Annotated in this window: 9 protein-coding genes; 7 read left to right on the forward strand and 2 right to left on the reverse strand. The window is 58.0% G+C overall.

Going from position 1 to position 13451, the window contains the following annotated elements:
• The first annotated feature begins 18 nt into the window (after window positions 1–18).
• The 7 genes from HUO12_RS08010 to HUO12_RS08040 all read left to right on the forward strand — a co-directional run bounded on the left by HUO12_RS08010 (window position 19) and on the right by HUO12_RS08040 (window position 11171).
• On the forward strand, window positions 19–2361 hold the full coding sequence (locus HUO12_RS08010; RefSeq protein ID WP_176273073.1) for an EAL domain-containing protein: 2343 nt from the start codon (window positions 19–21) through the stop codon (window positions 2359–2361).
• Window positions 2362–2656: 295 nt separating this feature from the next.
• Window positions 2657–3454, forward strand: a complete 798-nt coding sequence (locus HUO12_RS08015) for a transglutaminase-like domain-containing protein (protein WP_176273074.1) — start codon at window positions 2657–2659, stop codon at window positions 3452–3454.
• Window positions 3455–3559: 105 nt separating this feature from the next.
• The gene (gene zwf, locus HUO12_RS08020) at window positions 3560–5002 is read left to right on the forward strand and encodes a glucose-6-phosphate dehydrogenase (protein WP_176273075.1); all 1443 of its coding nucleotides are present in this window, start codon (window positions 3560–3562) and stop codon (window positions 5000–5002) included.
• Window positions 4995–6800 carry a phosphogluconate dehydratase gene (edd, locus tag HUO12_RS08025; RefSeq protein WP_176273076.1) on the forward strand — a complete coding sequence of 602 codons (1806 nt, stop codon included), beginning with the start codon at window positions 4995–4997 and terminating at the stop codon, window positions 6798–6800. The genes zwf and edd overlap by 8 nt, the downstream gene beginning before the upstream one ends.
• 5 nt (window positions 6801–6805) lie before the next feature.
• The gene (locus HUO12_RS08030; protein ID WP_176273077.1) at window positions 6806–7786 is read left to right on the forward strand and encodes a glucokinase; all 981 of its coding nucleotides are present in this window, start codon (window positions 6806–6808) and stop codon (window positions 7784–7786) included.
• On the forward strand, window positions 7783–8397 hold the full coding sequence (eda, locus tag HUO12_RS08035) for a bifunctional 4-hydroxy-2-oxoglutarate aldolase/2-dehydro-3-deoxy-phosphogluconate aldolase (RefSeq protein ID WP_269748038.1): 615 nt from the start codon (window positions 7783–7785) through the stop codon (window positions 8395–8397). The genes HUO12_RS08030 and eda overlap by 4 nt, the downstream gene beginning before the upstream one ends.
• Window positions 8394–11171 (forward strand): phosphoenolpyruvate carboxylase, encoded by a 2778-nt coding sequence (locus tag HUO12_RS08040; RefSeq protein ID WP_176273078.1) that lies wholly within the window; start codon window positions 8394–8396, stop codon window positions 11169–11171. Before eda ends, HUO12_RS08040 begins: the two co-directional genes overlap by 4 nt.
• A 246-nt stretch (window positions 11172–11417) precedes the next feature.
• Here the strand turns inward: HUO12_RS08040 and tilS are convergent, their stop codons facing one another.
• Together tilS and HUO12_RS08050 are read right to left on the reverse strand one after the other, a co-directional pair.
• Window positions 11418–12341: a tRNA lysidine(34) synthetase TilS gene (gene tilS, locus HUO12_RS08045; RefSeq protein ID WP_176273079.1), complete on the reverse strand. Its 924-nt coding sequence runs from the start codon at window positions 12339–12341 to the stop codon at window positions 11418–11420.
• 62 nt (window positions 12342–12403) lie between these two features.
• On the reverse strand, window positions 12404–13378 hold the full coding sequence (locus tag HUO12_RS08050; protein ID WP_232367343.1) for a tol-pal system YbgF family protein: 975 nt from the start codon (window positions 13376–13378) through the stop codon (window positions 12404–12406).
• Between the last annotated feature and the right edge of the window lie 73 nt (window positions 13379–13451).

Raw genomic sequence — 13451 nt, forward strand, 5'->3', positions numbered from 1 at the left:
CTACATAGGCAGAACGAGATGAGTGCGAAAAAGCGCCCGGAGAAGGCCGAACGCTGGGAAGATCTTGTAGGTCGCAGCACACGTTCAGGTCCTTGGTATCGTCTACGGCACGCGCTGTGGGCGGGCCTTTTTGCATTCACTTTCCTCGCAATCTCGTTCTTTGAGCCTATCGACCAGACGGTATGGGGTGTTCAGGCGCGCCTGGCTGACGGAAAGCCGTCTGGCCAATTCGCCTATGTCGGCGTCGATCGCGATTTGTCCGATCCATATTCGTCGGTTCGCCGAGTTGAACTGGCTAACGTCTTGCGACGCCTGGATGAAGCGGGTGTGGAGCAGGTCTATGTCGACTTCGTTTTCGACGAAGCAGGCAACGTTGAGAGCGACCAAGCGCTCGCACAAGCAGTCGCTGCCCTTGAAGGTCGCATCGCATTCGTCTCAGAAACTGTCCAAACCTTAGACGGTGAAGGCACAGTCACACATACGATTCCTGAGATCCGCGGAAGCGCGCCAGAGCTTATCGACCCTGACTATAGCGGCGTTCTAAGACTGACCTGGTTCATCCCGCGAGGAGAACAGATCGAAGGCAACGCATACGAGACTTTGGCAAGTGCCTTGCTGAGGGGCGAGGCCGATGTCGCAAACCCGATAATGGTGGATTATGCCATTCCCATCCGTGACATTACGACCGCTAAATTCACAGATCTCCTTAACGGGACAGCAGACGAAACGACGCTTGCATCGCTCAAGGGACGCAAAGTGGTTCTCGGACCAAGCCGGGCCAACGCCGACGCGACAGCACATATTCCCGGTATTCGCGACGTCCCGCGTGGCATCGTTTCCATATATGCCGCCGAAAGCCACCTTGCTGGCCGAGACCACCACATCCCTGCGCTGCCGCTTACGATGGCTGTGCTCCTTTCGCTCATCCTGTGCTGTGCCATTGTCCACAAGAAGGCGCGTCGCTTTGGCTACACGTTCATCGCCACCGCGGTTCCGGGGCTTCTGATTTACAGCTATTTCAGCGGTACTCGTGTTGAGATCGCTTATGCAGGCTTCCTGCTCGGCGTATTCCTCTTGTTCCGCTTGCGCTTCCATTGGCAGCGGCGCGCTTCGCTTCTGGATGAGGAAACCGGCCTCGGCACCTTGCGTGCGCTTGAAAGCAAGCTCGCTCAGAACCCTGGCGACGGATATGCGGTGGTCGCCAAGGTTCACGGCTATGAGCGTGTTCTCAAGCTCCTCCCGGCTGGTCTGCAACCGACATATGTTCGCAAGATCGCTGAGCGCCTGAAGGCAACAGAGCCGGAGCTCGAAGTCTACACCGGCGCGCACTATTTTGCATGGCACTCCACCGATACCAATGCGTCTTCGCTTGAAGACCACCTAAATGGCTTGCGCGCCTTGTTCAGCACACCGCTTGATATTGGCGGTACGCCCATTGATGTCGGCATTACCTTCGGCACTGCCCGAACCGGTCAGAACGGTGAGCGTGCGTTGCCGGCTGCCATGGCAGCTGTTGAGGAGACCAGCGAAGCGCATGAGCCAGTGCGGTTTGCGGTCGAGTCTAGCACAGATGATGGTCTGTGGGACATCTCGCTTAGAAGCCGGATCGACGCGGCAATGAACAATGGTGAGGTATATTGTCTTTACCAACCCAAATACGCCCTAGGCACAGAGTCCGTAACCGGCGTGGAAGCATTGGTGCGGTGGGATGACCATGAACGCGGACCGATTCCGCCAATGGTCTTCGTCCAGGAGTCCGAGAAAGCCGGACGCATCGAGCAGCTCACCCGTTACGTCTTGCAGAGCGCCTGCACCGCCGGGCGCTTGCTGCATTCACGCGGTCACATGATCACCGTCTCTGTAAACGTATCAGCGATCCAGTGTAGTGACATGGCCATTGTTTCGACTGTCGAAGAAACCCTGAAAGCGAGCGGCTTTCCAGCCCGTTATTTGGTGCTGGAAGTCACGGAGACAGCACGTATCCGCGACTTCTCCAAAGCCGCGAGAGTCCTTGAGCAGCTCAAACAGCTCGGTGTGAAGCTCTCCATGGATGATTTCGGCGTCGGTATGGCGAACTATCAGACCTTCTATGAATTGCCGTTCGATGAGCTCAAGATTGATCGCCTGTTTATCAAGGATATCCAGACTGACGAGAAAGCCAGAGCCATCGCAAGCAGCCTTGTGCAGATGGGTTCAGAAGCGCGAATCACAGTGACTGCAGAGGGGGTCGAGAACCCCGAAGATCTCACCATTTTGGAGGAAATTGGCTGCACACAGGTTCAGGGGTACGCAATTTCACGCCCAATCACTTTGCCTAACCTGTTGGATTTCCTCGAGAAGAGACAAAAAAGTATAGTTTAAACTTTACAAACAAGAATGGTTAATGCATTCCTTCGTCAGACGAAAATCTGATGGAGGTCGTCATGCTTGAAGTACTGGCATTTAACTTCTGGAGATGGCTCCTGGGCTAATCCAGTCGATTGACTGAAAACTAAGTTTCCAAGACGGGGTCCTTTGGGGCCCCGTTTTTCGTTTGAACTGACGTCGCCGCTTTGTTGCGAAGGAAGCTTGATCCCAAACGACAATTGCGTAAGTGGTCCCAGCTCTGGGTCTGAACCCAAAAGGTCAGTCCGCATGCACTGACCTGAGGCCTCACATGCAGCTCATTATCGACGCGCAATTGTCAGTCACCCTTGATCAGCCGACCGACGCGTTGCTGCAATGTGAAGCAGCCAAGACCGCGGCTCAGCGCGTCATCAGATCTCAAACATCGATAAGCCCGAACACTTCCTTCTCCAGAGTGGCAGCGCAAGACGGGGTCGGCGAACGCCTCTGGCTAAAGGCCGATGGGAAGATTGACTTCGAATATCGCGCGGAGATCACGATTAGTAGAGTGCCCACCGATATCGCGGCGCTGGCAAGCCCGGAACCGCAGAGCATTCCCGCTTATGCCGTGCCTTATTTCTTCAATACAAGGTACTGCTCAGCTGAGAAGTTTCAGCCATTCGTAGACAGCGAATTCAAAGGAACAGCAGGCGGACAGCGCATAAAGGCCATCGAAGAATGGGTCGCGAAGAATCTCACATATGCGCCTGGCGTCAGCAATTCAGAGACGACCGCGCTTGACACCTTTGCTCAGCGAGAAGGTGTTTGTCGCGACTACGCACATGTGCTCATTTCGCTGGTCCGAGCGAGTGGCATCCCAGCCCGCTATGTCTCCTGTTTTGCGCCTGAAGTTTCACCACAAGACTACCATGCGGTCGCGCAAGTTCTACTACAGGATCCCAAGTCAGGGGCGTGCGCATGGCATTTGGTTGACCCGACCCGCATGTCCACACCGGCAGACACAGCCATCATCGGCGTTGGCCGCGATGCCGGTGACGTGAGTTTTCTTACAACCTTTGGCCCCTGCCAGCTGGAGCGCTCCGTGGTCAGTGTCACTAGTGATGAATAGCTATGCAGACGAGTTGCAAGTGTAGCGCTCGGCTATTTGGCCTGATACTCCTACAAGCATAACGGGAGACGTATCCCGCATGGGAGCTTGGGAGACGCGCACCATATGACTTTTACGGCTGACCATCTCCTCTTGTTTGGGGCAACGGGCGATCTGTCTCAGCGCATGTTGCTGCCTTCCTTATGCGCGATGCACGCAGATGGCCTTCTCAACGAAGATTTGCGTATTATCGGTACGGCACGCTCGGACCTTGACGACAGCGGATTCCGCGATTTCGCGCGGCAGGCTCTCGAAAAGCATTTACCAGCTGAACGTCGCGGCAGGATGGCCGATTTTCTGAATCGTCTGCATTACCAACCGCTCGATGCGACAACTCTTGAAGGGTATGAAGCGCTCGCAGGCCGAGTGCATGCAGATCACAAAGGTTTGGCGATCTTTCTTTCGACCGCGCCGAGCCTATTCGGGCCTACGATCAAGGGTCTCAAACATGCTGGCCTAGCTGGCGAAACCACCAGAATGTGTCTCGAAAAGCCACTGGGCACGGACCTCGCCAGCAGCTGCGAAATCAATGACGCAGTCGCGGATGCCTTCCCGGAAGACCGTATTTTCAGGATCGACCACTATCTCGGCAAAGAAACTGTCCAGAACCTCCTCGCGCTGCGTTTTGCCAATCTCATGTTCGAGCCGATCTGGAATGCAGCCCATATCGACCATGTCCAGATTACGGTTGCTGAGACTGTCGGGCTAGAATCGCGCGTCGCCTATTACGACGATAGCGGCGCGCTGCGCGACATGGTGCAGAACCACATGCTGCAATTGCTTGCACTTGTTGCCATGGAACCGCCGAGCAGCTTCGATTCAACCGCTGTGCGCGACGAGAAAGTCAAAGTGCTCCGCGCATTGCGCCAGGTTGAAGCCAGCGAAACCGTGACCGGTCAATACCGTGCAGGCGCCATCGGCGGTGATGCAGTGCCGGGCTATGATGACGAGCTCGGCAATGACTCTGACACAGAGACGTTCGTTGCGATAAAAGCCCATGTTGACAATTGGCGTTGGAAGAACGTCCCGTTCTACTTGCGGACAGGCAAGCGACTGCCGGAACGTGTCACTGAAATCGTCGTCCAGTTCCGCTGTGTGCCCCACTCGATCTTCGGGGACATGGGCGCAACGCTACAACCCAACCGGCTTGTGATCGGCATCCAGCCGGAAGAGAACATCACTCTGTCACTGATGTCGAAAGTGCCGGGCCTCGACCGCGAAGGCATTCGCATGCGGCAAGTGCCGCTCGATATTGCCATGCCGGATGCATTTGTCGGCCAGCATCGGCGCATTGCTTACGAACGCCTGCTGCTTGACCTTATTGAAGGCAAGCAAACACTGTTTGTCCGCCGTGATGAAGTCGAAGCGCAATGGCAGTGGATCGACGCGATACGCGCGGTTTGGGAAGAAGCGGGCGTTAAACCGAAGACTTACACAGCTGGCACTTGGGGCCCGAGCGCTTCAATTGCATTGACTGAAAGAGACGGAGTGAGCTGGCACGATGAGTGACCTCAATCCCACCATTCGCCGTGTCACGGAGCGGGTGATCGAAGAATCGCGTGCGTCGCGCCAATCCTATCTCGACCTGATGGACCGGGAGGCTGATCGCAAGACGGATCGCGGATCGATGTCTTGTTCTGTGCTCGCGCACGCCTATGCCGGAGCTGAAGAAGATCAGGCAGCGCTGAAGGAAGCACGCGGACCCAATATCGGGATCGTCACTGCCTATAACGACATGCTGTCAGCGCATCAGCCCTATGGTCGCTATCCAGAGCGGATGAAGATCTATGCCCGCGAAGTGGGTGCGACGACGCAGGTTGCAGGCGGAACTCCCGCCATGTGCGATGGCGTGACGCAAGGCGAAGACGGCATGGAGCTGTCGCTTTTTAGTCGCGATGTCATCGCGCTCTCGACCGGCGTCTCACTCAGCCACGCGGTTTATGAAGCGGTCGCTTGCCTTGGCATTTGCGACAAGATCGTACCAGGCCTTTTGATCGGCGCATTGCGGTTTGGTCATTTGCCGACGATCTTTGTGCCATCGGGCCCCATGCCTTCTGGCATTAGCAACAAGGAAAAGCAGAAGACCCGCCAGCTGTTTGCTGAAGGCAAAGTCGGACGGCAAGAACTGCTCGCTAGCGAAATGGGCAGCTATCACTCGCCGGGCACTTGCACCTTCTATGGCACCGCCAACTCCAACCAGATGATGATGGAGATGATGGGGCTGCATATACCCGGCGCCGCTTTCATTCAGCCCGGCACGAAACTGCGCCAGATGCTCGACCAGAAAGCTGTTCACCGCTTGGCTGAGCTCGCCGGGACACGCGAAAAGACGCTTGCGAAATGTGTCGATGAGAAAGCGATCATCAACGCGGCAATCGGATTGCTCGCGACCGGCGGCTCGACCAATCACGCGATCCATATTCCGGCGATGGCGCGTGCTGCAGGCATCCAGTTTGACTGGGACGATCTGTCAGAGCTTTCCAGCGTCGTGCCACTCCTTGCGCGGGTATATCCCAATGGCTCAGGCGATGTGAACCACTTCCATGACGCTGGCGGCATGGGATATGTGATCGGTGAATTGCTCGACGCAGGGCTGTGCCATGGCGATATTGTGACAGTCAGCGAAAACGGCTTCAGCGACTATGCGAAAGAGCCCGGCGTCGGCGAAGACGGCCTAGTCTGGCGCAATGTCGGACCGACCGGCGATGACACTATGCTGCGCCCAGCAAGCGATCCATTTCAAAACGATGGCGGCATGAAGCTCGTCACGGGCAATCTGGGCCGCGGCTGCTTTAAGTCGTCCGCAGTTGCCAAGGAACGCTGGACAATCGAAGCGCCTTGCCGCGTGTTCGAGGATCAGGCCGATGTGAAGAAAGCCTTCGAGGCGGGCGAACTCGACCGCGATGTAGTCGTCGTCGTGCGTTTCCAAGGGCCGCGCGCCAACGGTATGCCAGAGCTGCACAGCCTCACACCGCCATTGGGCGTGCTGCAGGACCGCGGCTATCGCGTCGCGCTTGTCACCGATGGCCGCATGTCTGGTGCTTCAGGCAAAGTCCCTGCGGCGATCCATGTGACGCCCGAGGCGTTTGGCGGCGGTCCGCTTGCCAAGCTGCAAGATGGAGACATCGTGAAACTGTGCGCTGAAACAGATGCGCTCAATACAACTGCGGATCTTGATGCGCGCGAAGCAGCACCCGATCCGACGCCGCATGTCGGCGTTGGTCGCGAAATCTTCGCGATGTTCCGCCAGTTTGCAGACGGCGCTGAGCGCGGCGGTTCCGCCATGCTGACGACTGCAGGTCTGTAAATGCTATGACAGTCACCGAGCTAGTTGCAGTAGATATCGGCGGGACCCACGCCCGCTTTGCCATCGCATCGGTTGGTTCAGACGGAGAAATCACTCTCAGCGAGCCTGAAACGCTGCACACCGAAGATCACGCGAGTTTCCAGACCGCATGGGAGGACTTTCGCGAGCGTCAAGGCGGCACTCTGCCGGATGCGGTTTCCATGGCGGTCGCTGGTCCTGTTCGGCACGACCTGATCCACTTTACCAACAATCCATGGATAATCCGCCCGCCTCTGATCGAAGAGCGCTTGGGATGCTCGCGCTACACAATCGTCAATGACTTCGCCGCTGTTGCGCATGCGGCAGCGCGGGCACCCGCTGAGCAATTTTTGCATCTTGCAGGGCCAGACCAGGACTTGCCAGTGAGGGGGACCATTAGCGTTCTCGGACCCGGCACTGGTCTAGGTGTCGCGCATTTCTGGCGCGATGGGTTAGGTCAATACCGGGTGCAGGCCACGGAAGGCGGGCATGGAGACTTTGCTCCGGTGGATAGTATCGAAGACGCGATCCTTGCCCGGCTTAGAAAGCGCCACACCCGCGTATCCGATGAGCGCGTCGTCTCAGGTCCAGCTATCGTCGATATCTATCAAACACTTGCTGCCATGGAGGGACGCGCAGTCGTCGATCAAGACGATGTTGCGATCTGGACTGCTGGCACAAGCGGCGAAGATAGTCTCGCAGCGGCCGCTGTTGACCGGTTCTGTTTGGCGCTTGGTTCGGTTGCCGGCGATATCGCGCTGATCCAAGGCGCCAGCGGCGTCGTGATAGCTGGCGGGCTCGGCTACCGCATCCGCGAAACGCTGCTCAATTCCGGTTTTGCAGAACGCTTTGCTGCCAAAGGGCGCTTCTCAAGCCTGATGGCAAGCATGCCGGTCAAACTCATAGTTCACCCACAGCCCGGCCTTTATGGCGCGGCAGCCGCCTTTGCGAGGGAGCACCTCAGTTGAAACCTATCGAAAACCTCATGCGCACCGCGCCTGTCATTCCCGTGATCGTCGTTGACGAAGTTGAGCATGCTGTGCCGCTTGCCGAAGCACTTGTGGCTGGCGGGCTCAGTGTGCTGGAAGTGACATTGCGAACGCCCGCAGCATTGGACGCGATTGCGGCGATGAAGCACGTTCCCGGCGCGATCGTTGGTGCAGGGACTGTCACAAATGCTGAAGAGCTGGATGCGGCGATCGGTGCGGGCGCCGAATTCATTGTGTCGCCCGGTCTCACAGAACCCTTGGCCAAAGCGGCAATCGAGCGCGATGTGCCTTTCCTCCCCGGTATCGCCAATGCCGGTGACATCATGCGTGGTCTCGATCTCGGCATCACACACTTCAAGTTCTTTCCTGCGATGGCAGCGGGAGGCCTTCCTGCCTTGAAAGCGCTCGCAGCACCCTTTGGCCAATGTCAGTTTTGTCCGACTGGTGGCATCGGCCTTAACTATGCCAGCGAGTGGCTTGCCTTTGATCCCGTGCTGTGTGTCGGAGGAAGCTGGGTCGCACCGCGCGGCCCCGTCGATAGTGCGAGTGTGATTGAAGCCGCTCGCGAAGCAGCGGCGCTCGGCTCATGAAGAATATCGCTGACCTGATCGACCGTCTTCGCGAATTGCATCAGCGCACGCGCGAGACACCGCTCTTCAACCCTGTCTTCCAGCTTGGTCTGGACCTCTCTCGCGAGCTCGAAGCGGGCGAGATTGACCTCGATGGGCTCGAAGCGATCGTTGCAGAGCTCGAATGCGAAAGCTTGAAGAGCCGCGCGACAAGGCTGCGCCGCCTGGTCTCTCCAGTGGCGCCTGAGAGCAATGCGAAGGCTTTGGCCGCAACGCTTAAGTCCGAGGATTTCGACGCCTTCCGCGCAAGCTGGGAAGTCCCGCAGCTCCACGCTGTCTTTACAGCGCATCCGACATTTCTGCTTACCCCCGATCAGTCCGAAGCGGTCGCAAGGGCGGCAAGCCAGGATGGCGAAATCGACAATGCTGTGTGCGTCACAGGCGCAGAGCGCCCGCAAGTCACGCTCGATTTCGAACATGGCCGCGCGATGCGCGCCATCGCGAACGCTCAGGATGCCCGCGACACGATCGTAGCACGTCTGCTGGAGCATGCGGCGGAGGCATGGCCGGACAAGTGGTTCGATTTCTCTCCCCTGCCGTTCCGGTTTGCGAGCTGGGTCGGCTACGACATGGATGGCCGCACGGACATCAAATGGTTCCATTCCATCGGATTCCGCTTGTCGGAAAAAGCCGAGCGATTGGACCGCTATGCGGTATCTCTGGAGGCAATCGACGGCGAACATGCTCTGCTAGCGACCTTGCGCCCCGCTGCGGAATACGCTGCTGCGCGTGCCGCCGATTTCAGCGCGGACCTCAGCGAGCCGGACGCGCTTTCCTCGGCCGCCAATCGACTGACGCAAGACGATCCGGACAAGCTGCTTAGTCTCGCGCCGATTATTGAGGCACTGGAATCCGAAGCTAGGACTTGCGACAAGCCACGCGCTTTTCAGCTAAAGACGCTAGCGTCCGCCATGCGCGCTGATGGCCTTGGCATGGGCTGGATACACTTCCGCGTGAATTCCAGCCAGCTGCACAATGCGATCCGTCGACAGATCGATCCAGGCAACACGCTGGACCTCTCTAGCAAAGGCGCGATGGTCGTGCTGCGCGATCTTCTCGCGCAAGTGAAACCACTACGAAGCAACTTTGCAGCGCTCGCTATCGAGAGCTCGACAGCAATCCGGCAGTTCCTCGCCATGGCGCAAATCCTTGCGCATGTGGATTCGGACGCGCCAATCCGCATGCTGATCGCTGAATGCGAGCAGCCCTCCACTATCCTCGCCGCACTCTATTTTGCCAAGCTGTTCGGTATCGACGATCACGTCGATGTTTCGCCGCTGTTCGAAACGGAAAGCGCGCTGGAACATGGCGGTCGCTTCTTGGACGCCTTGCTCAAGGAAGACATCTATCGTGAATATGCGCGCAAGCGTGGTCGTGTCGCGATCCAGACCGGTTTCTCCGATGCAGGACGCTTTGTCGGCCAGCTGCCTGCAAGCCTTGCGATTGAGCGGCTGCAAGGCCGGCTGAGCCAAGCCATGGAGAAGAACGGGCTGACCGATGTCGCAGCGCTGATCTTCAACACGCATGGCGAGAGCATGGGGCGCGGCGCGCATCCAGACAGTTTTGCAGACCGCTTGAACTGGCCGCTTAGCCCGTGGTCGAAGCGCCGCTTTGCGCGCGCAGGCGTCCGCCTAGAGCCCGAGGTGAGCTTTCAAGGCGGTGATGGCTATTTGTTCTTTTCAACGCCGGAGCTAGCGCTCGCAACGCTCACGCGGATTGCTGAAGTTCGCCCGGCTGAAACCGATCCGGACGCGCCGACCGATCCCTTCTATCGTCGGACTGACCTGTCGCTGGACTTCTACCGCGCGATCCGCAGTCACCAGAGGCACCATCTGGAAAGCAAGACCTACTCGCGAGCGGTCACAGCTTTTGGCCTTGGCTTGTTGAATTCCACGGGTAGCCGGGTTTCGCGCCGCCAAAGCGATCTGTCAGCAGACCGTGATATGAGCCTGCGCCAGATCCGCGCAATCCCGCACAATTCAGTGCTGCAACAGCTGGGATACCCCGTGAATGTCATCTCCGGTGTCGGCAGCGCCGCGGACGGCACTTACGAAGATATCGCGCAACTGATCCAGGAATCGGAACGCGGCAAGCAGCTGATCCGCCTGGTGCGTTCCTCCAACGCGCTCGCCAGCATTAAGACGGTGGCTGCTTATGGAGAGCTTTTCAACTCCGCCTATTGGGCGAGCCGACCATATCGCGGCACGGAAGGACACTTGACCAGCGCCTGCGAGACACTGGCGGAGTATCTGACAAAGGATGATCGTACCGGGGTCTATCGCCGACTTGCTTCGCGGCTACGGGTTGATGCACTGAAACTGCATCGACTGCTTGACCTGCTCCCCGACGAGAACCCTTTGGAAGATCGCGAGACAATCCGTCGGGCAATCGGTGCAGCACAAGCTCTGCGTCTGGCTTTGCTCCAGCACATGTTCCTGAAAGCTGTGTCGATCCCGGCCTTTAGCCGCGCGAACGATATCAGCCGCGATGATGTGCTGGAGATGGTTTTCAGCCTGCGTGTGGATGATGCACTGGCGCAATTGCGGCGTGCCTATCCGACACATTTCCCTAGCATTGACGACTTTGCGGTCGATCAACCAAGCGATTATCCCGATGGGTCAGAAGAAGGGTATGCCTTGATAGGCCGAGACTACATCGATCCGATCGAGCGGGCTTACGGCCTTTGCTTGCGGCTTTCGACAGCGATCGCGAATGCCTTCGGCGCGCATGGATAAGATTGCCATCGGGCAAGTCCGTTAAGAGTTGCAGGGGGCTGAGTCTCGCTCAGGGACACGCGATCCTGCGCGGTAGCCAGCATGAAGAATCCGAGGCATCTCGTTCTCGTCAAGCCAAACATCGGCTCTCTCCAAGGCGCCGGTATCCAGATGGCCGCAGCAAAGGCACTCCAGTCTTCACCTTTGCGCAACTGCTATCAAACGTTGGGTTAGGCTGCGGCGCGATCAGCGCGACCGGCTGAGAAGTCAGGTCTGCCTGGGGGGTTCGCGTCGCAGCCGCCAACTTTCCCCTTCGATGCTTACGAGCACTCCAGCAAGGTTTCCTCCTTCACCTGTGACGAGCCTGTCGCGAAGGGCGCCAATAGCGCCTCCGCGCGGCGATCCGCCAAGCTCGCGAAATGCCCGCTCTAGCACCAGTAATTGCACCGCGCGCGGCGCTGTTGGGGAATAGAGCAGGCCCTCATCTCGCGTCTCAATCTGCTCGTCCCATTCGCGCGCGGCGGCCCATTCGAGACCTTCAAGCGCTTCGCTGAGATGTTTCGCACTCGAAGCGATCGACAAAGGATCAAGCCACTCAGCTTCAGCCAAGGCATCGCGCATTCGCACGCGATCAAATTGCGGATCGCGGTTCGATGGATCACGTGCAGGTTCGACGCCTGCAGTGGAAACCACAGCCTCGAGCTCCGCCTTGCGCCAACCGAGCAGAGGTCGGATCAAACGCGCGGCTGACGCGTCATTGGGGTCGGTATTCTCATCAAGCATTCGGCTTGGACGAATGGCCGCAAGACCAGCCAGCCCGCTCGCACGGTTTAAGCGCATCAGCAGAGTCTCAGCCTGATCATCAGCATGATGTGCAGTTGCCAGCAAGCGAAGCCCACGCTCACTCATCCAACCTTTCAGCGCCGCATATCGCGCGGCCCTTGCGCCATCCTGCAAATTGCCCGCTGGAACATCCACGCGGAGAATTTTGTGTGATACTCCAAGCTCGTCACAAAGGGTATGAACCGCCTTACACTCAGCCTGACTTTCTTGACGCAAGCCATGGTCGACGCTTGCCGCTTCGACCATGCCTGGCCTGGCCGCATGCGCCATCACAAGCAAAGCAAGACTGTCCGGCCCGCCGGATACAGCGAGGCCCAGTTTCTCATCCTTGGGCCAGATTGACGCCACATCAGCGCGAAAACGCGCCAGCAAATGTGGATGGAGCGTTACTGCTATGTTGCTGTCCCTTCCTAGCTGCAGTTCACTCGTGCACGGTTTGCTTCATACTGCTGCATCAACCTCCCGGTCGCAAGTGCCGGATATGTCTCGCCAAATTCTGCGAGCGCAATGCAGGCGCGATTAGTATCTTCCAATGCGATCATGCTCTCAGCGAGGAATAGCAGACTGTCGCCTGCGCGAATGCCTTGCTTGTCGGTCTGATAATTGCGCAGGAACCAAGGCGCGGCTTCGCGCGCCTTGCCGTCGTCGAGATAGGCACGGCCGAGCAGATTCCGGCCATAGGATGTGCGCCAATGACTCGGGAAGCGCTCTACAAAGCTGGACAGCTGCTGCTGTGCTTCAGGGTAGAAGCCTGCATCCCAAAGACGGAACCCATAGGTATATTCATCGTCGCCATCATCGCCGGTTTGCGGCTTGGTGATTTCCTGCACCGCAGCAAGCCGGTCATCCGATGGACCTGACGGCTGAGCTGCCTCCGGCGGAGTTTCAATTCGGACAACACGCGATGCGCCCCCAGTCATGGCGTCGAGATTGTTGTCTGCAGCGGTTGGCTCTTCACTTTGCGGGACCATTTCCGGGAAAGGATCCGGTCCCATTTGTGAAGGCGTGTCGGTCGTCCCACCTGCTTCAAGCGCAGCAAGCCGTGTCTCCATTTGCACAAGGAGATTCGCATTCTCTTCAGTCTGGCCCGTGAGCTGTTGCAACTGTGCTTCCATCGCATCAAGCCGTACGAGGATGTCCGTTACAGCAGTGGTCGACGGCGTGGTTACGGTTGGACGCGACGGATCGACTGTTGAGATTTCAGGCTCAAAGAAGCGACCATCGCCACCCGGAAAAACACGACGTTGCAGGGCGCGGATTTCCGCTTCCATCTTGCGAATGCGCGCCTCAGACATATCGTCCTGCGCGATTGCCGGGATTGGCGTTGTCACAACAATTGCTGCGGCGCTCAAAGCCATCAGCGGGCGGATAATGGGGAGTGGCATGATCTATCGGGCTCCTTCGGCAGGGGTTCCGGCAATTCCTGACCGCCACATGGGCGGATGAACAAAAAACTGA

Source organism: Altererythrobacter lutimaris (assembly GCF_013371495.1).
Classification (GTDB): domain Bacteria; phylum Pseudomonadota; class Alphaproteobacteria; order Sphingomonadales; family Sphingomonadaceae; genus Erythrobacter; species Erythrobacter lutimaris_A.

Bases quoted from the DNA above. Each gene is read 5' to 3' on its own strand.
- HUO12_RS08010 (WP_176273073.1), top strand. From the start codon at position 19: ATGAGTGCGAAAAAGCGCCCGGAGAAGGCCGAACGCTGGGAAGATCTT.
- HUO12_RS08015 (WP_176273074.1), top strand. From the start codon at position 2,657: ATGCAGCTCATTATCGACGCGCAATTGTCAGTCACCCTTGATCAGCCG.
- zwf (WP_176273075.1), top strand. From the start codon at position 3,560: ATGACTTTTACGGCTGACCATCTCCTCTTGTTTGGGGCAACGGGCGAT.
- edd (WP_176273076.1), top strand. From the start codon at position 4,995: ATGAGTGACCTCAATCCCACCATTCGCCGTGTCACGGAGCGGGTGATC.
- HUO12_RS08030 (WP_176273077.1), top strand. From the start codon at position 6,806: ATGACAGTCACCGAGCTAGTTGCAGTAGATATCGGCGGGACCCACGCC.
- HUO12_RS08040 (WP_176273078.1), top strand. From the start codon at position 8,394: ATGAAGAATATCGCTGACCTGATCGACCGTCTTCGCGAATTGCATCAG.
- HUO12_RS08050 (WP_232367343.1), bottom strand. From the start codon at position 13,378: ATGCCACTCCCCATTATCCGCCCGCTGATGGCTTTGAGCGCCGCAGCA.